General features: G+C 29.3%; 17 protein-coding genes. 10 read left to right on the forward strand and 7 right to left on the reverse strand.

The window, feature by feature from the left end:
• Positions 1 to 8: 8 nt before the first annotated feature.
• The 3 genes from hydG to FYJ27_RS03475 form a co-directional block, all read right to left on the reverse strand.
• A complete protein-coding gene (gene hydG, locus FYJ27_RS03465) occupies positions 9 to 1,409 on the reverse strand; it encodes a [FeFe] hydrogenase H-cluster radical SAM maturase HydG (protein WP_154483175.1) in 1,401 nt (466 codons plus the stop codon).
• Positions 1,402 to 2,448: a [FeFe] hydrogenase H-cluster radical SAM maturase HydE gene (gene hydE / locus FYJ27_RS03470; protein ID WP_154483178.1), complete on the reverse strand. Its 1,047-nt coding sequence runs from the start codon at positions 2,446 to 2,448 to the stop codon at positions 1,402 to 1,404. The genes hydG and hydE overlap by 8 nt, the downstream gene beginning before the upstream one ends.
• 187 nt (positions 2,449 to 2,635) lie before the next feature.
• Positions 2,636 to 3,187 carry a biotin transporter BioY gene (locus FYJ27_RS03475; RefSeq protein WP_154483181.1) on the reverse strand — a complete coding sequence of 184 codons (552 nt, stop codon included), beginning with the start codon at positions 3,185 to 3,187 and terminating at the stop codon, positions 2,636 to 2,638.
• A 215-nt stretch (positions 3,188 to 3,402) separates the two neighbouring features.
• On the opposite strand from FYJ27_RS03475, the gene FYJ27_RS03480 reads away from it, so the two are divergent.
• From FYJ27_RS03480 to FYJ27_RS03495, 4 genes are read left to right on the forward strand one after another with little or no spacing between them, the layout of a single operon-like run.
• Positions 3,403 to 3,777: a GntR family transcriptional regulator gene (locus FYJ27_RS03480; RefSeq protein ID WP_154483184.1), complete on the forward strand. Its 375-nt coding sequence runs from the start codon at positions 3,403 to 3,405 to the stop codon at positions 3,775 to 3,777.
• Between the two features lie 2 nt (positions 3,778 to 3,779).
• Entirely contained in the window at positions 3,780 to 4,634 is an 855-nt protein-coding gene (locus tag FYJ27_RS03485; protein WP_154483187.1) for an ABC transporter ATP-binding protein, read from the forward strand.
• Between the two features lie 4 nt (positions 4,635 to 4,638).
• Positions 4,639 to 5,265, forward strand: coding sequence for an ABC-2 transporter permease (locus FYJ27_RS03490; RefSeq protein ID WP_154483190.1), 627 nt, complete (start codon positions 4,639 to 4,641; stop codon positions 5,263 to 5,265).
• A gap of 41 nt (positions 5,266 to 5,306) precedes the next feature.
• Complete coding sequence (locus FYJ27_RS03495) at positions 5,307 to 5,963, forward strand: ABC-2 transporter permease (RefSeq protein ID WP_154483193.1); 657 nt, start codon at positions 5,307 to 5,309, stop codon at positions 5,961 to 5,963.
• A 20-nt stretch (positions 5,964 to 5,983) separates the two neighbouring features.
• Here the strand turns inward: FYJ27_RS03495 and FYJ27_RS03500 are convergent, their stop codons facing one another.
• The 3 genes from FYJ27_RS03500 to FYJ27_RS03510 are packed head-to-tail and all read right to left on the reverse strand — an operon-like array spanning position 5,984 to position 9,190.
• On the reverse strand, positions 5,984 to 7,324 hold the full coding sequence (locus tag FYJ27_RS03500; RefSeq protein WP_154483196.1) for a D-serine ammonia-lyase: 1,341 nt from the start codon (positions 7,322 to 7,324) through the stop codon (positions 5,984 to 5,986).
• A gap of 50 nt (positions 7,325 to 7,374) precedes the next feature.
• On the reverse strand, positions 7,375 to 7,851 hold the full coding sequence (locus FYJ27_RS03505) for a DsrE/DsrF/DrsH-like family protein (protein ID WP_154483199.1): 477 nt from the start codon (positions 7,849 to 7,851) through the stop codon (positions 7,375 to 7,377).
• A gap of 25 nt (positions 7,852 to 7,876) precedes the next feature.
• Positions 7,877 to 9,190 (reverse strand): aminotransferase class V-fold PLP-dependent enzyme, encoded by a 1,314-nt coding sequence (locus FYJ27_RS03510; protein ID WP_154483202.1) that lies wholly within the window; start codon positions 9,188 to 9,190, stop codon positions 7,877 to 7,879.
• Between the two features lie 157 nt (positions 9,191 to 9,347).
• Here FYJ27_RS03510 and FYJ27_RS03515 point away from each other — a divergent pair, with 157 nt between their 5' ends.
• The 5 genes from FYJ27_RS03515 (at position 9,348) to FYJ27_RS03535 (ending at position 15,840) form a co-directional block, all read left to right on the forward strand.
• A complete protein-coding gene (locus tag FYJ27_RS03515; RefSeq protein WP_154483204.1) occupies positions 9,348 to 10,229 on the forward strand; it encodes a DMT family transporter in 882 nt (293 codons plus the stop codon).
• Positions 10,230 to 10,391: 162 nt separating this feature from the next.
• Positions 10,392 to 11,651: an ATP-binding protein gene (locus FYJ27_RS03520; protein ID WP_154483207.1), complete on the forward strand. Its 1,260-nt coding sequence runs from the start codon at positions 10,392 to 10,394 to the stop codon at positions 11,649 to 11,651.
• Complete coding sequence (locus FYJ27_RS03525; RefSeq protein WP_154483210.1) at positions 11,648 to 12,493, forward strand: response regulator; 846 nt, start codon at positions 11,648 to 11,650, stop codon at positions 12,491 to 12,493. Before FYJ27_RS03520 ends, FYJ27_RS03525 begins: the two co-directional genes overlap by 4 nt.
• Positions 12,494 to 12,584: 91 nt before the next feature.
• The gene (locus FYJ27_RS03530; protein ID WP_154483213.1) at positions 12,585 to 13,997 is read left to right on the forward strand and encodes an alanine/glycine:cation symporter family protein; all 1,413 of its coding nucleotides are present in this window, start codon (positions 12,585 to 12,587) and stop codon (positions 13,995 to 13,997) included.
• 436 nt (positions 13,998 to 14,433) lie between these two features.
• Positions 14,434 to 15,840 (forward strand): alanine/glycine:cation symporter family protein, encoded by a 1,407-nt coding sequence (locus FYJ27_RS03535; protein WP_154483216.1) that lies wholly within the window; start codon positions 14,434 to 14,436, stop codon positions 15,838 to 15,840.
• Between the two features lie 29 nt (positions 15,841 to 15,869).
• On the opposite strand, the gene FYJ27_RS03540 is transcribed toward FYJ27_RS03535, so the two are convergent.
• The gene (locus FYJ27_RS03540) at positions 15,870 to 16,544 is read right to left on the reverse strand and encodes a hydrolase (RefSeq protein ID WP_154483219.1); all 675 of its coding nucleotides are present in this window, start codon (positions 16,542 to 16,544) and stop codon (positions 15,870 to 15,872) included.
• A gap of 329 nt (positions 16,545 to 16,873) precedes the next feature.
• On the opposite strand from FYJ27_RS03540, the gene FYJ27_RS03545 reads away from it, so the two are divergent.
• Entirely contained in the window at positions 16,874 to 17,575 is a 702-nt protein-coding gene (locus FYJ27_RS03545) for a DUF1538 domain-containing protein (RefSeq protein WP_154483222.1), read from the forward strand.
• Position 17,576: the final 1 nt, after the last annotated feature.

Genomic DNA, 17,576 nt, shown 5'->3' on the forward strand with positions numbered 1-17,576 from the left:
TTCACCTCTTATAAATATATATCTCGTATACCTTTTTCAATAAGCTCTAGTTTTTCCTCAATATCATTTTTTTTCTTTAAACTTTTTTCCCCTATTTTTTCAAGTTCTCTTTGAATTAATCTTTCTCCAGAATTTTTAGTTGTAGTTGAAGCATAGTCTAAAAGGTACTCTTTAAATGTGAGTATTCCATTGGCTTCACAGTAGTTTTGTATATTTCCAAGTTTAGCTACACACATAAAGTCTTTTCCTGTCCTTTTAGATCTATAGCAGGCTGTACAGAAAGAAGTGAGAAAACCGCAATCATTCATTTCATTTATAACTTCATCTAAGGAGCGATTGTCTCCTAGTTGGAATTGTTCTTTTTCAGGCATATGATCTTCTAATGTATATCCACCTATTCCAATATTTGAACCTGCATCTATTTGTGATATTCCAAGAGGAATTATTTCTCTTCTTACTTGAGAAGTCTCTCTAGCAGTTAAAATCATTCCAGTATAGGGAACAGATAGGCGCAGTATGGCAACAATTTTTTTAAAATCTTTATCAGAAACCCTATACTTAGTTTGATTGTAAAATTTAGTATCTATAGCAGGTTCTATTCTAGGAAAAGAAATGGTATGTGGTCCTACTCCGAATTTTTCTTCTAAATGTATAGTATGTTTTAAGAGTCCCATAACTTCAAATTTCCAGTTATAAAGTCCAAACAGTGCACCTATTCCTACATCATCAATACCTGCTTCCATAGCTCTATCCAAACCGTATAGTCTCCAAGTATAATCTCCTTTTAAATCTGTTGGAGGGTGTAGTTTTTCATAGGTTTCATGATGATAAGTTTCTTGAAATATTTGAAAAGTGCCTATTCCCGCTTTTTTAAGTATTTTATATCCTTCAATATCTAAAGGTGCAGCATTTATATTTACTCGTCTAATTTCTCCCTTATTTTCTTTTGTACTATAGACAGTGTTCATAGTATCTGCTATGAACTCTGCATCATAGTCAGGATGCTCTCCATATACTAATATAAGTCTTTTATGCCCTTTATTTTCAAGGATCCTTACTTGCTCTTTAAGTTCTTCTTTGGTTAGAGTTTTACGTACTATAGAGTTGTTAGATCTTCTAAATCCACAATATAGACAGTTATTTATACATTTATTACCTATATATAGAGGAGCAAAGAATACTATTCTATCACCATATATGTCTTGTTTTATTTTTCTAGCAGCTTCAAATATATCTTCTAATAATTTTTCATCTTCAACTTGGAGCAGTTTAGCAGTTTCTTCTGGTTCTAGACGAGTTTTACTTAAAGATTTAGCTATAATCTCTTTAATTTCAGCTTCATCTGATTTTTTTCCATTTTCAAGAAGCTGAAAAATTTCATCATCGTTGATAAAATCTTCTCTATACATTTTTATTCCCCCTAAAATTTAGATTATCTCCTCTTTCCATATCTACAATGAAACCAATTTTTTTAGCTCTTTTTCTAAAAATATCTAGTTCTTTAGCATCTTTAGTTTCTTTATTTTTATAAATTTCATATTTTTTTCTAACGTAATTGGGAGATATATTTAGCATGATTACATTACCACCAGCTAAAACTCCACTTTCAAAACCATATTTATAAATGGTATTTAGTGCAGTAGTTACTGGAATTAAGGCTTCAGGAAGAAGTAGTCTTGTAAGGGCAATAAGTATAATAGTCTTTTCTGGAGATCCTATTTTTTCTTTTTTGAGAGGTGTATTGGGATGGGGTATTAAAGGACCTATTCCAACCATAGCAGGTTCTAATTCTTTTAAAAAAAGTAAATCTTCGGCTAATACTTTGTTAGTTTGTTCAGGCAGTCCTACAATAAATCCAGCACCTGTTTGATATCCAATTTTTTTTAAATCATAAAGGGACCCTTTTCTTCTATTCCAATCCATGTCTGGATGAATATTATTGTAGATTGTTGAATTTGCAGTTTCATGTCTAAGTAGAAATCTATCGGTTCCAGCTTTAAAAAGTTTTTCATAAGACTTAAAACTTCTTTCTCCAATAGATAATGTAAGGGCAATTTCTGGATATTTGAGTTTTATTTCTTTTATTAAGTCTTCAAGGTATTCATCAGTATAATATATATCTTCTCCGCTTTGCAGTACAAATGTATTATATCCTAATCTACTACTTTCACTAAGTGATGAAAGTATTTCTTTCTTACTTAGCCTATACCTATCTACATTTTTATTATCTTTTCTTATACCGCAATAGATACAATTATTTCTACAGTAGTTAGAAAACTCTAAAAGACCTCTTACAAAAACCCTATTTCCATAGGTCCTAAATAAGGTTTTTCTAGCTAGTTTAAAGAGATAAGATTCCCACTTACTATTTATATTATCTAATATAAAAATTATTTCTTCTTTATTTAAATAATTATCCTTATAAAGCTTGTCGAGAGTATTTTTCATAACATGATTTTTAAAAAGAATCCTCCTTTCAGATTCTAGCTATATACCTAACTCGATTACTTTTAAACAATAGCTTTGATAATATTTTAACAATTGCTAATAACAAAGTCAATAAGAAGGGAAAATAATGACAAAAACTTCATTTTTAAATAAAAAATAGATATCTGGAAATCCAGATATCTATTTTTTATGCTTCTTTTGTGGCTAATGGAACTATCTTTGTAGCCACGTAGCTTGAAACAAAACATTTTAAAATATCCCCCGGTAGGAAAATAATACATCCAGTTTTTAGTGCTGTTATAAAAGAAATTTCTTTTACAAGTACCTTATTTAAAATAAAATACATATAAGGAACTCCAAAAGCATAAATAACCAAAGTTCCAGCTAGAGTAGCTAAAAACATCTTTTTAAATGTAAAATCTTTGTTTCTATGAGATATAAATCCAACAATATAAGATGCAAATATAAATCCTATCAAAAATCCAAAGCTAGGGCTAAAAATCGATTGTGGTCCTCCTGAAAAACCTGCAAATATTTTAACACCAGCAAGTCCCAATATTACATAGATAAGCTGAGATAAACTGCCAAGCTTAGCACCTAATATAAGTCCAGAAAGTATAGTAAATAAACTTTGAAGTGATATAGGAACATTCCCTAGTGGAATACTTAAAAAAGCCCCTATAGCTGTTAAAGCTGTAAATAAAGATACTAAAACCATATCTCTAGTACTTATTTTCATGAAATCCTCTCCTTTCCATATGTAAAGCATAAAACATAAAATGGTTTACAATACTAATATACTTTATTTGAAAGAGATTGTCAACGAATAAAATAAATAGGTTAACAATTACATGAAATAGAAAATATATTGACAAATATATTAACTGTGTTTATACTGTGTATAAACAACATACACAGTATAAACACAGTTAAATTAGAATAGGGGAGATGAAAATGAGAATACTTATTTCAAATTCCTCAAATGAGCCTATATATGAGCAAATATCTAGTCAAATAAAAGCTATGATACTTAAGGGAGATTTAAAAGAAGGGGATATGCTTCCTTCTATAAGGGGACTTGCTAAGGATCTTCAAATAAGTGTCATAACTACAAAGAGGGCTTATGATGAATTAGAAAGGGAAGGATTTATTGAATCAGTTCAAGGGAAGGGTTCTTTTGTTGCCAGTCAAAACAAGGAACTGATGAGAGAAATGAAACTAAAAATAATAGAAGAAAAATTGCAAGAAGTGGTCAAGGAAAGCAATATATTAGGACTTTCTTATAGTGAAGTAAGTGAAATGCTAAGAATTTTATTTGAGGAGGTTTAATCATGAATTATATTTTAGAAGTTAATAACTTAAGAAAAGAATTTAAAAATTTCACATTGAATGATATCAGTTTCAAGCTGGAACCAGGATATATTATGGGATTTATTGGACCTAATGGAGCAGGCAAAAGTACTACTATTAAATTGATAATGAATCTAATTAATAAAAGTGGTGGGGAAATAAAAGTATTTGGACTGGACCATATTGAACATGAAAAAGAAATAAAGGACAGGATAGGTTTTGTATATGATGAAAGCCATTATTATGAAAATTTAACTATAAAACAAATGAAAAGTATAGTATCAGGATTTTATTCAAAATGGGATGATAATATTTTTAATAGGTATATGAGAGAATTTAACTTAAATCCAAAGTCTAAAATTAAGACTTTATCTAAAGGTATGAAGACGAAGTTTTCATTAGCAGTGGCACTTTCTCATAATGCAGATTTAATAATAATGGACGAACCTACTTCAGGATTGGATCCTATATTTAGACGGGAAATACTAGATATTTTACATAATATAATTCAAGATGAGCATAAAAGTATATTTTTTTCTACCCATATAACTACAGATTTAGAAAAAGTAGCAGACTATATTACCTTTATAAATAATGGAAAAATGGTATTTTCCAGACCTAAAGATGAGATATTAGATAATTATGCAATGGTTAAAGGAGGAACAGATCTTCTTAACAGTGATACAAGAAATCAATTTATAGGATTAAGAGAGACATCAGTAGGATTTGAAGGGCTTACGGACAATATTGATAATATTAAGAAGATATTTAAGGATGAAGTATTGATAGAAAGAGCAACTCTTGAAGATATAATGTTTTATATAGTAAGGAGGTAATGTGATGTTGAAACTACTGAAGAGGGATTTAAAACTTATGTTTTTTAGCAATTTTAATAAAGTGGTTTTTTTATTATTTATACCTTTATTATTTATAATATGTAAACCTTGTGAGCAAAAATGGAGGTATTTTATTATAGTATACACCTATACCTATACTATATTTACAGAGCCATTTTTATATGATATATCGAGTCCTATTGTAAATTCTCTACCCATCAGTAGAAAGGAGATAGTGATATATAAATATGTATCTACATTTGTTTATTTTTTAATAGCAATTGTGTGGACTGGGGTTTACTTGTGGATAATTAATGTTTTAGGAATAGCAGATGTGGATTATTTTAATTTAGAGATGCTAAGAGCGGTCCTACCTATGATACTTATTGTTTTATCTATATTATATCTAGTATATTTTGATTTTGGGTCTAGTGTAGCTTCAAGTGCATATGCAGTTATGTTTATAGTTTCTTTTAATAGAGTGATGATGTTAGGGAGTTCAGGTGAAAAATCTTTATTAGGAAGGTTAATTCTTTCAGGTGATGGTAAATATATTTCAATTATGGCTATTATTCTATATCTATTATCACTATTTATGTCAATGAATTTGTACAAAACAAAAGATATATAGATTTAACTATTCTATATTTTAGTTTAAATAGGGGTGATATAATGTTTAATTTACTTAAAAAGGATTTTATATTGTTATCTGGAGTAAGCATTTTTATAGTAATTTGTGCATATATTGATTCGATAATAGGTTTTATTCTTCTGAAGGCTAACAACATAAATATAGCATATACATTTGGCATTATTGGGATAGTATTTATTTTAATAGTTTCTTGTATTGAACATGATGGTAGGAATAAAAGTCAAGTGATTTTAAATAGTTTCCCTATTAAAAGAAGTGATATTGTGAAGGAAAAATACATAATTTTAATAGTATTTATATTAATCAGTTCAATCTTATTTTTTTTACTTACAAATATAATTAAGGTAGTAAGTCATAAGACAGATGGAAGGGCTATAGGTATTTTAGATATTATTGTAGCTATAGATATATTACTTATATTTTATTCAATATATTTCCCTTTGTTCTTTAAGTTTGATAGTAACAATGTGTTTAACTCAATATTATTTATATTAGTACTTATTGCACCTAAGATACTTGTAAAAGTGTTTGATAGATTTGAGGTAGAAAGAATATTAGATATGGTAGAGAGCCTAAATTCCTATAAAGTAAGCATAGTTATATTCATATTTTCTATAGCAATATATTGTATTTCGCTTCAAGTATCTAAACATATATACCTAAAGAGAGAATTTTAGAAGGGCAAATTGCCCTTCCTTTATTCAATATACTTTCCTATTTTATAATACTCATTCATTATATCTTTAGGTATTAGACTTCCTCCTGTTGCCCAACAAATATGGGTTATATTATTTTTTTGATCTATTAAATTTTGTTTTTTAATATATTCTAATCCCTCACTGCTAGATAAAAATATAGGTCCCATAAATCCAGCTAGGGCGGAAGGTTCTAAATATATATTTTCTTCATTCACTAATGCAGTTAAAAATCTATAAAGTTTGCTGTCATCAATAGTATAGGCACCACTTAATAGATTTTCCATTGTTTTTCCTACAAAACTAGAAGGTCTACCTACTGCTAATCCATCAGCTTCAGTTTTATTATCTATTCCAAAATCTTGGACACAGATTTTACTATGTAGTCCAGTTATAAGTCCAAGTAACATTGCTGGGGAATGGGTTGGTTCTGCAAAAAAACAGTGAACATTATCTCCGTAGACTAATTTAAGACCATAGGCAACACCACCGGGACCACCACCAACTCCACAAGGTAAATATACGAACAATGGATGTCTTTCATCAACTAATATATTCATTTTTTCAAGTTGTTTTTGAAGCCTAAAACCTGCTACTGCATATCCAGTAAATAAATCTCTAGAATTTTCATCATCTATGAAATAACTATTTGGGTCTATATCTGAAAGCTTTCTTCCCTCTTCTACTGCTTTTGAATAATCAGATGAATATTCTACAACTTCTACGCCTTTGCTTCTTAGGAGATCTTTTTTCCACTGTTTTGCATCGGAAGACATATGCACTTTTACTTTAAATCCTAACTTTGCACTAATTATCCCTATACTTAAACCAAGGTTCCCAGTACTGCCTACTTGGATAGTATATTTAGAATAGAAGTTTCTAAATGTATCACTATTAATTTTTGAATAATTATCATTTTTAGAAAGAAGTCCTTCATTGAGAGCAAGATTTTCAGCATGTTTAAGTACTTCATATATGCCTCCCCTTGCCTTTATGGAACCAGCTATAGGTAAATTGCTATCAAGTTTAACTAATAGATTACCAAATATTTTAGTTTCTAAATCTTTTTCCATATATTTTTTCATATTAGGAATTCTAGATATAGGGGATTCTATAATACCATTTAGTTTGTTTGTTTCAGGAAAAGTACTTTTTATATATGGAGCAAATCTATTTAATCTATCTTCTGCATCTTTTACATCTTTTTCTGAAATTTGAAGTTTGTCTTTTATAGTTTCAAAGCTTTCATATTTAGGATTTATCCAAAAAACTTCATTTAAATCCTTTATTTTTTTAATAAGAGGAAAATCTTTTTCTAAGGAATAGAAATTTGTGTCATCCATTTTTAAAGCCCCCTTTTATATTATATAAATATATTTTATCACAAATAAACTTATATAAATAATTGTATATTTGATTCTAATGCATCTTTTAAGTATTCTTCAGCAGTAATTATTTTTACTTCAGAAAGCAATTCTTCTTCTTTGAATCCCATTACTTCTAGGGATAGTTTACAACCACACATATTTACATCTTTTTTTATAGCACCATTTAAGAAATCTTTTAAAGTAGGAGTTTCATTTTCTTCCATCATATCTCTAAGCATCTTTTTTCCAATACCACCAATATTCATCTTAGAAAGGGGAAGTTCTTCTATACCTCTAGGAGTTAAATTAGCAAACATTTTTTCATAGGTAGTTTTATCCTCGTCAGTCATTTTTTGCGGATCCCTAACAAGACAAAGTCCCCAAAAGGCAAAGAACATAGTTACATCCATCTCCATTGTTTTTGCTGCATTAGCTAAGATAAGGGCTGCTAACGCTTTGTCATATTCCCCGCTAAACATTAGAATATTCATTTTTTTATCCATAAAAAAACCTCCTTTTTCTTTAGTTTTAGAAAAAAGGAGGTTTTCTATACTTATTATTATATTTTTCTATATTTACTGCAATATCTTCAAGGAGTTTCATAAAGATATTTATTTCTTCAAAATTATTATAAATGCCAAAACTAATTCTAACCATACCAGGACGAGGAAGAGTTGGATCTTTTCTGTATTTTTCCATATCCTCTGTATTTACTTTAAGTAGTTTTTGTATATATGGTTGTGCACAAAAACATCCGCTTCTTACTGCAATTCCACCTTCAGCAGCAAGTATTTCAGCTACTTTTTCATGATGTATTCCCTTGATATTGAAAGGAATTATAGAAACCCTATTATATATAGTAGAGTCGCAATATAGATTGATATTAGGTATATTTTTTATTTTTTCAAGTGCATATCCAGCTAAAAGCTTTTCGTGTTCATCAATATTTTCCATACCTATGTTTTTTAATATTTTTATACTATGTACCAATGCCACCACACCTAAAAGGTTTGGAGTTCCAGCTTCTTCTTTATTAGGTGGGTCTTCCCATAGTACAAAGTCAGGAGTTACTATATTAGCAGTTCCACCACCCATAAATTCTGGATCTCCTTTTTTGAAAGTTTCCTTTGGTCCAATAAGTACACCGGTACCAAAAGGAGCATACATTTTATGAGCAGAAAAGGCTAGATAATCTATATGTTCACTAGAGTTAAAAGGCTTCATATCTACTGGATAGTGAGGTACTAGTTGGGCTCCATCTACTAATATTTTTGCACCATGCTTATGAGATATTTCAGCAATTTCATGGATAGGATTTATATATCCTGTTACATTAGAAGCTCCTGTAACTGTTACTAATTTGACTTTGCCCTTGTGTTTTTTTAGTTTATATTCTAAATCATCTAAAGACAGTCTACCAGATGAATCTATATCTACATAGTCTACATTATATTTGTTTCGCCAAGGTAAATCATTTGAATGATGCTCCATAAATGTAGATAAAACAATACTATTTTTATTATCTTCAAGCAATCTATAAGATAGTTTATTTATTGCTTCTGTTGTATTTTTAACAAATATTAATTCATGATATCTAGGATCTCCTTTAACAAAGTCTAAAACAATTTCTCTAGCATTATCATAGAAATTAGATGAAACTATAGACTTATATCCTGTACCCCTATGGATAGAAGAATACAAAGAAGAAAAATGATTAATTCCATCAATGACAGAACAAAATGGAGGGGTTGTAGCCCCATTATCAAAGTTTATATAAGGTACTTTTTTATCATTTGTAATTGGCACCAATGTATTTACTCCAAAAACTAAATTTCTATACATTATTCATCACCTAAAGTTCATTTTGATATTATTATATTTAATAGAACAAAAAATGTTACTTACAAAAGTTGAATAAAACTTTAAAACCTTTGTTTTAACTATAATTTTATAATATAATGAAAATGGTGAATTGGATAAAAAAAGGAGGAGGGAGTAAATGGAGGAAACAAATAAGAGGACAAGTTTATTTGCAGATTTATCATTATTATTAGTAGCTATTATATGGGGAAGTACTTTTGTAGTTGTAAAAAATGCATTAGAACATGTAACTCCTATGTATATGATTGCTATTAGATTTGGAATCTCTTCTATTCTTATGATTTTAGTTTTCTTTAAAAGATTTAAGAAAACTAAATGGTCAGATGTAAAAGCAGGTTTTACTATAGGAATATTTTTATTTGTAGCTTATATGGCCCAAACTATAGGTCTCCAGTATACTACTGCAGGTAAACAAGCTTTTATTACAGGAACCAATGTAGTTATGGTACCATTTTTATATTGGGCAATAAATAAAACAAGGCCTGATAAATATGAAATTATAGCAGCTTTTCTCTGTTTTTTAGGTATAGGCTTTTTAACTTTTGAGAAAAATTTATCTATGGGACTTGGAGATGGATTAACCCTTTTATGTGCATTATTTTTCGCTTCTCATATAGTTTCTATAGGATATTTTGCAGAAAAACATGATCCTGTATTATTGACTATATACCAATTTTTACTTACGGCAATCCTTTCCCTTATATCTGCAAGTATTTTCGAACCTAAAATAACAGGATTTACAAAAGAAGCTATATTTCCTATACTATATTTAGCTGTTTTTGGAACATTGGTTGCTTATTTTATTCAGAATATGGCACAAAAGTATACAAAATCTACTCATGCGGCTATTATCTTAAGTATGGAGTCTGTTTTTGGTAGTTTATTTTCTGTTTTAATATTAAAAGAGCCTTTTACTTTAAAGTTTTTTATTGGATGTAGTGCAATATTAATTTCCATAATTACAGCAGAAACAAAGTGGGATTTTTTAAAAAGAGAATAATTTTACATAAAAATATAATGTGAAAAAAGAAGGTGTTGTACTAATTAGTATACATCTTCCTTTTTATTTTTCGTTAAAATAATATCATTATTTCACTTATATATTTACAAATGATATAATAATTACATATTATATTTAAATGACACAGTTTAAGGTGATACAATGGACAAGAAAAAAAGGTTTATTTTAACTATTTTTGCAGTAGGTTTGTCCTCACAACTCTATATAAATTTTTACATATCAAATTTTAAGTTTTCTTTTGCAGGTATAGTTTTTCCTATATTTTTATTTATGTATGACGAGATTAACCCAATTTTATTAGGAACATTTTCAGGATTGTCGTTATATATTTTTAGAGTTATTTTAGGAGGGAGCATTTCTGATGTAGGTGTATTTTGGTATTTTCCAGAGACTATTTTTTATATAATTTATGGTGTTGTTTTCTTTTTATTTAAAAACTATTTATTCTCTATTACATTGAATCAAATGTTCATTATCTCTTTTATAAGTGATTTACTAGGCAATTTTTTAGAAGCTTATATTAGGATAGGGAATAGTATTTTTTTAGATAATATTAAGCTAATTAAAAGCTTAATATTAGTAGCTTTTTTAAGAGCAGGATTTGTATGGTTAATACTTAATGCTCTTAAGTACTATAGGATGTTTTTAATTAAAAAAGAGCATGAAGAGAGATATATTAAACTCCTTTGGCTAACATCCAGATTAAAGACAGAAGTTTATTGGATGGAAAAGAACATGGAAAATATTGAATCTGTAATGTCCAATGCGTATGAGTTGTTTTTTAAAATTAAGAATGAAGAAGAAATAGAAAGCTGGGAAAATAGAGCCTTAGAAATATCCAAAGACGTTCATGAAATAAAAAAAGAATATGGACTAGTAGTTAAAGGTATAGAAGATATGATTTCTAATAAACTTGATGATAATGGAATGCACTTTCATGAATTAGGATTAATACTTAAGGAAAGCATGGAAACAGAAATCAAATATAGGAAGAAAAGAATTACCTTAGACTTCCAATTAGGAAAGGATTTTTATACAGAAAAACATTATTATTTAATGTCTATATTAAGAAATATTATAATGAATTCTATTGATTCTATTGAAGATAGGGGCAAAATTATTTTTATTCATGAAAGTGAAGATGAAAAACATATTTTTATAATTAAAGATACTGGCTGTGGGATACCAAAAGAAGATTTGGCTTATATTTTTTCTCCAGGTTATTCCACAAAGATAAATTATGTTACAGGAGAAATAAATAGAGGTTTAGGATTAAGTCTTGTTAAAAATATAGTTGAAATTCATTTAAAAGGGGATATTTCTATAGATTCTAAAGAAGCTAAAGGGACTAAGTTTGAAATATCTATTCCAATTATAGAATTGGAGGGTAATAACATATGAGAATATTTATTTTGGATGACGATGCAAATGTTATTAGAATACTAGAAAAAATTATTCATGATAGAAGCCTAGGAACTGTTGTAGGAAAAGCTATGGATGGAAAAGAAGGATATGAAAAAATTGAATCTCTTAAACCAGATTTAATTCTCATAGATCTTTTAATGCCAGGTGAAGACGGTATATCTATTGTAAGAAAATTAAAATCTGTTTATTCAAATATGGAATTTATAATGATATCTCAAGTATCATCTAAAGATATGGTTGAAAAAGCTTATAAACATGGTGTTGAGTATTATATTTACAAACCAATAAATGCATTAGAAGTAGAAATAATCATAAAAAAAGTTAAAGAGAGAATGCAGATTGATAAAACTCTTATGAAAATCCAAGAATTATTTAGTGATAAAGAAGTTTCTATTGAAAATAGAGACGAAAAAGATTCTTGTGAACAATGTATCAAAAATATATTAAAGAAACTAGGGATTATGGGCGAAAAAGGAAGTTATGACATTATTAAGGTTTGTGAGTATATAATTAATAATAATGTGGATATATCTAATATGACTATACGAAATCTTTGCAATAATTTTTCCGAAAATCCAAAGTCTATGGAGCAAAGGATGAGGAGGACCATTGCTGTAGCCATGTCAAATATAGCTAGCTTAGGTATTGAAGATTATATGAATGATATATTTGTGGAGTATTCTAGCAGCTTATTTAATTTCGAGCAGGTTAAGAAGGAAATGGACTTTATAAGAGGTAAAAATCAGAGAGGTGGTTCTGTAAATACGAAAAAATTTATAGCTGGACTGATAACACATTGTGAAAATAAAAACAATTAGAAATTTTCAGAATATATTTCTGTAGTGATTTGTAGTTTATTGATTCCCCTAATGTATACTTTATTTAAGTTTAAATTAGGGGGTTTTTTATATGGATATGTTTCATGCAATCGTTTCCCAAGGAGTACAATTTGCTTGGGGACCTGTAACTATTATTCTATTAGTAGGTATAGGTATTTATTTAAGTATTGCTACTAGGTTTATCCAATTTAGAAAAATGAAGACTAGTCTTAAATTACTTACTTCTAGTTCAGATGATGGAGAAGGTGATTTAACTCCATTTCAAGCACTGATGACATCTATGGCAGCAACTATTGGAACAGGTAATATTGCAGGAGTAGCTTCTGCAATAGTAATGGGAGGACCAGGAGCAGTATTTTGGATGTGGGTAAGTGGTCTTTTCGGTGGGGCTACTAAATATGCTGAAGGTCTTCTTGCAGTAAAATATAGAATAACAAATGAAGATGGAGAAAAATCTGGTGGGCCAATGTATTATATAAGTAGAGGTATAAAAGAACAATATGGGATTAACGCTGGATGGCTTGGATGGTTATTTGCACTATTTGGACTCATAGCTTCCCTTGGTACTGGAAATATGACTCAAGCTAATGCTGTTTCTGATTCACTAAATGTTGTTCTTGGAATAAATCCTTATATATCAGGAGGAGTTATAGCAGCATTAACAGCTTTAGTAATAATTGGAGGAGTTAAAAATATAGGAAAAATAACTGGGAAAATAGTACCTGTCATGTCAGTAGCCTATATAGTTGGTTCTATTATAGCTATATTAAGTAATGCATCTATGGTTCCAGCAGTTTTCAAGATGATATTTACAAATGCACTTACAGCAAAAGCATTAGCAGGAGGTACATTAGGTACTGTTATTAGAATAGGTATATCTAGAGGGATGTTTTCAAATGAAGCTGGACTTGGAAGCGCACCAATTGCTCATGCTTCATCTAAAAATGATGATCCTGTAGCTCAAGGAATTATAGCTTCACTTGATTCATTTTTTACTACGATAATAATATGTACTATGACTGCAATAGTTATTTTGACTTCTGGATTAGTAACTATTAATGGAAATGGAGTCATGGCAATTGAAGGAAATTTAAATGGTGCTACATTAACTACAGTAGCCTTTGATAGACTAATACCAGGTATAGGAGGCTATATAGTAACATTTGGATTAATATTCTTTGCATTCTCAACTATTATTGGATGGTATTATTATGGAGCTAAGTGTATAGAATATATTGCTGGACTAAAAGCTGTAAATATATATAAATGGGTTTGGGTTGCTCTTTCCTTTGTAGGAGCAGTTGTACCTTTAGAAATAGTTTGGAATCTATCCGATATGTTTAATGGACTTATGGCAATACCAAATATAATAGGACTTATAGCTCTTAGCCCAGTAGTATTTAATATGACAAAAGAATATGATAAGAAAGTTAAGATTGAAAAGGGAAAAGTGAGAGAACAATTAACAGATCCTATAGGATAATTCAATAACAAGTATATGTAAATAAAAAGCTTCTTTGGCTTAAATAACGTTATTTAAGCCAAAGAAGCTTTTTTTATGTAGAAATGTTGTTAACACAAGATTATTTAACAAGAATAATTCTTATAAGGATACTAATTGTGAATCATATATCAAGAACATGCTAATAGTATAGAAAATTACGTATAAAAAAATTTATATCTAATTAACTAGATTAGAAAAAAATATATGTAATAAAGTCAATATAGTGGCTAAACATAGTTTAATAATAGAATTAAAATTCAAACAAAAATTGTGAAAATGTAAACAAAGTATTGTGAAAATAAAAACGATTTTAAATTTTCAGAAAACAACTTGAATCTTAAACATAAGCTGTAGTATAATGTAGTAAAGTGAAGCTTAATAAATTCATTAATAATATAAATTAGGAGGTATATATATGAACTTCTTTCAAAGCTTTATCTCAAAAGCTGCTGAAGTAGTTTGGGGACCTGCTACTGTTGCACTATTAGTAGGTACTGGTATATATTTGAGCTTTGGGACTAAATTTATTCAGTTTAGAAAAATGAAATCTGCTATTAAATCTCTTTTTTCTAAAGAAGATGTTGGCGATGGAGACATTACTCCGTTTCAAGCACTTATGACATCTATGGCAGCGACTATTGGAACAGGAAATATTGTTGGAGTTGCATCTGCCATAACTTTTGGAGGGCCAGGAGCAGTATTTTGGATGTGGGTAAGTGGTGCCTTTGGTGGAGCTACTAAATTTGCAGAAGCTTTCTTAGCAATAAAATATAGAATAACAAATGAAGATGGAGAAAAATCTGGTGGGCCAATGTATTATATAAGCAGAGGATTTAAGGAGCAATATGGAGTCAATGCTGAATGGCTTGGTTGGTTATTTGCATTTTTTGGATTTGTAGCATCTTTTGGTATTGGAAATATGACTCAAGCTAACTCTGTTTCTGAATCTGTGGAAGCTACATTTGGATTAAGTCCTTTTATAACTGGAATAATTATTGCTGTACTTACAGGGTTAGTAATAATTGGTGGTATTAAAAATATAGGCCGTGTTACTGAAAAATTAGTACCTGGAATGGCAATAATATATATAATAGGTTCGCTTATAGCAATATTTAGTAATGTATCCATGATTCCAACAGTTTTCAAAATGATATTTACAAATGCTTTTACAGCTCAAGCAGTAGGTGGTGGACTTCTTGGTACAGTTATAAGATTTGGAATTGCAAGAGGGGTATTTTCAAATGAAGCTGGTCTTGGAAGCGCTCCAATAGCCCATGCAGCTTCTAAAAATGAAGATCCAATGGTTGAAGGTATTAATGCTTCACTAGGTGTTTTTATTGATACTATTATAATTTGTACAATGACAGCTCTTGTTATTTTAACTTCAGGATTGGTAAGTATAGAATCAAATGGTGCTATGGTAATTGAAGGTAATTTAAAAGGAGCTACTTTAACTACAGCTGCTTTCCATACATTGCTTCCTGGAGTAGGTGGTTATATTATATCTGTTGGATTAATATTTTTCGCATTTTCAACTATTCTTGGCTGGTATTATTATGGTTCTAAATGTGTTGAATATATTGCTGGTTTAAAAGCTGTAAATTATTATAGCTGGGCTTGGATAATTTTAACTTTTGTAGGAGCTACTACATCATTAGAAACAGTATGGAATTTATCAGATGTATTTAATGGTTTGATGATAATACCAAATGTTATAGGTATTATAGGCTTAAGTCCACTTATACTAAAAACTACAAAAGATTATGATAGAAAGATTAAAGTCGAAAAGGGAAAAGTAAGAGAACAATTGACCACTCCTTAAATAAAATAAAAAGCCTAATTTTAGGCTTTTTATTTTTCTTTTTTTATTCTGTATTGATCCATTATGTCGGAGAAAACTTCTCCACTTGAAGGCGGGGTATAAGTAATAGCATTGGCACCAGCTTCAATGGTTTCTAATATAGATTCATCTGTAGGTCCACCTGTAGCTATTATTGGAAGTTCTTTTCCATAGTCTTCTCTTATATTTCTAACTATTTCGGCAGTTTTTGGCCCTCCTGATATATTTAAAATTCTAGCACCGGCGTCTAACTTAGCCTTATAATCGTCACAATCAGATGCTATGGTTGCAATTATAGGTATATCTATCCTCTTATACATTTTACTTATTACTTCTTTGCTAGTAGGAGCGTTAACTACTACACCATAAGCCCCCATAAGTTCTGCTTGAAGAGCAATATCTACAGATCTTTTTCCTGTAGTGAGTCCACCACCTACTCCGACAAAAACGGGTACTGGGGCTACTTCTAAAATTGCTTGAGTAATAGAAAGTTGAGGAGTAAAGGGATATACTGCTATTATTGAATTAGCATTAGTATTTTTTATTACGGCTACATCTGTAGAAAAAAGCAGTGATTTAATTCTAGTTCCTAATACTTTTATTCCAGTAGCTTTATATATAACTGGTGGTACTTCTATTATTCTACTTCTAAGCTTGGATTTTACTTCCGGAATATACCTTTCCATTTTATATACCTCCAATCTTTATAGATTTAGATAAAATATTATCCATATCTTTATACTTATATAATTATGTTTACCCTAAGATAAGTAAATAAATTCTTTTCAACTATAGTGGTATATTTTATATATAATATCAAATATGATATAATTCTATTTAATGTGAAAAAATTAAATATCATTTCGAGTTTATTTCCTATCTTTGTATATCTTTTACTATTTTAATTATTATAATTGTGTAAGTCAAGGGGATTTAGCAAGATTTTCAGAATTATTTTATAAAAATAACAATATTTCTGGTTTAATTTAAAATAATAAATAAGGAGGATGTTATAATGAAGAATTTAGAGGGGCTAAGAGCATTATGGGAAACAGCAAGAAGTGTTATTCCTATATCAGCTTTCCTTCTCTTGTTTCAAATTTTAATTCTTAAGAAGCCTATAGAAAATGTAAAAGATTTTGTATTAGGATTTTTATTAAGTGTACTTGGATTACACTTTTTCCTAAAGGGAGTCTCTATATCTTTAATTCCATTAGGGGATTCAGTAGGAAAAAACTTAATATATCTTGATCATAGATGGATAATCATAGTTTTTGCATTTGTTCTAGGCTATTTTGCTACTTTAGTAGAACCAGGCTTAAAGGCTTTAGCTTTAGAGGTAGAGGAAATATCTATAGGAGCTATTCCCAATAAAGTTCTTATTCAGACTGTAGCTATAGGATTTGGAGGAGGGATGGCATTGGGAATATTTAAGATATTGAATAATATACCTAATACTAAGATAATAATGCCTATACTCTTTATAATACTTATACTTGTTTATTTTGCACCAGATGAATTTGTAGCTATAGCAATGGATTCAGCAAGTTCTACTACAGGGCCTGTAAATATTCCTTTAAATATGGCAGTAGCAATTGGACTTTCAAAAATAATAGAAAATTCAGATCCTCTTCTTAATGGATTTGGTATTGTAGGATTGACATCTTTGGGTGCTGTCATTTCTGTTTTAACTTTAGGAATACTGGCTAAATTTTAAG

This window comes from Anaerosalibacter bizertensis (assembly GCF_009696605.1).
In the GTDB taxonomy this organism is placed as follows: Bacteria; Bacillota; Clostridia; order Tissierellales; family Sporanaerobacteraceae; genus Anaerosalibacter; species Anaerosalibacter bizertensis.

Excerpts from the sequence above, each read along its gene's own strand:
- hydG (WP_154483175.1), bottom strand. The coding sequence starts at position 1,409 with ATGTATAGAGAAGATTTTATCAACGATGATGAAATTTTTCAGCTTCTT.
- hydE (WP_154483178.1), bottom strand. The coding sequence starts at position 2,448 with ATGAAAAATACTCTCGACAAGCTTTATAAGGATAATTATTTAAATAAA.
- FYJ27_RS03475 (WP_154483181.1), bottom strand. The coding sequence starts at position 3,187 with ATGAAAATAAGTACTAGAGATATGGTTTTAGTATCTTTATTTACAGCT.
- FYJ27_RS03480 (WP_154483184.1), top strand. The coding sequence starts at position 3,403 with ATGAGAATACTTATTTCAAATTCCTCAAATGAGCCTATATATGAGCAA.
- FYJ27_RS03485 (WP_154483187.1), top strand. The coding sequence starts at position 3,780 with ATGAATTATATTTTAGAAGTTAATAACTTAAGAAAAGAATTTAAAAAT.
- FYJ27_RS03490 (WP_154483190.1), top strand. The coding sequence starts at position 4,639 with ATGTTGAAACTACTGAAGAGGGATTTAAAACTTATGTTTTTTAGCAAT.
- FYJ27_RS03495 (WP_154483193.1), top strand. The coding sequence starts at position 5,307 with ATGTTTAATTTACTTAAAAAGGATTTTATATTGTTATCTGGAGTAAGC.
- FYJ27_RS03500 (WP_154483196.1), bottom strand. The coding sequence starts at position 7,324 with ATGGATGACACAAATTTCTATTCCTTAGAAAAAGATTTTCCTCTTATT.
- FYJ27_RS03505 (WP_154483199.1), bottom strand. The coding sequence starts at position 7,851 with ATGGATAAAAAAATGAATATTCTAATGTTTAGCGGGGAATATGACAAA.
- FYJ27_RS03510 (WP_154483202.1), bottom strand. The coding sequence starts at position 9,190 with ATGTATAGAAATTTAGTTTTTGGAGTAAATACATTGGTGCCAATTACA.
- FYJ27_RS03515 (WP_154483204.1), top strand. The coding sequence starts at position 9,348 with ATGGAGGAAACAAATAAGAGGACAAGTTTATTTGCAGATTTATCATTA.
- FYJ27_RS03520 (WP_154483207.1), top strand. The coding sequence starts at position 10,392 with ATGGACAAGAAAAAAAGGTTTATTTTAACTATTTTTGCAGTAGGTTTG.
- FYJ27_RS03525 (WP_154483210.1), top strand. The coding sequence starts at position 11,648 with ATGAGAATATTTATTTTGGATGACGATGCAAATGTTATTAGAATACTA.
- FYJ27_RS03530 (WP_154483213.1), top strand. The coding sequence starts at position 12,585 with ATGGATATGTTTCATGCAATCGTTTCCCAAGGAGTACAATTTGCTTGG.
- FYJ27_RS03535 (WP_154483216.1), top strand. The coding sequence starts at position 14,434 with ATGAACTTCTTTCAAAGCTTTATCTCAAAAGCTGCTGAAGTAGTTTGG.
- FYJ27_RS03540 (WP_154483219.1), bottom strand. The coding sequence starts at position 16,544 with ATGGAAAGGTATATTCCGGAAGTAAAATCCAAGCTTAGAAGTAGAATA.
- FYJ27_RS03545 (WP_154483222.1), top strand. The coding sequence starts at position 16,874 with ATGAAGAATTTAGAGGGGCTAAGAGCATTATGGGAAACAGCAAGAAGT.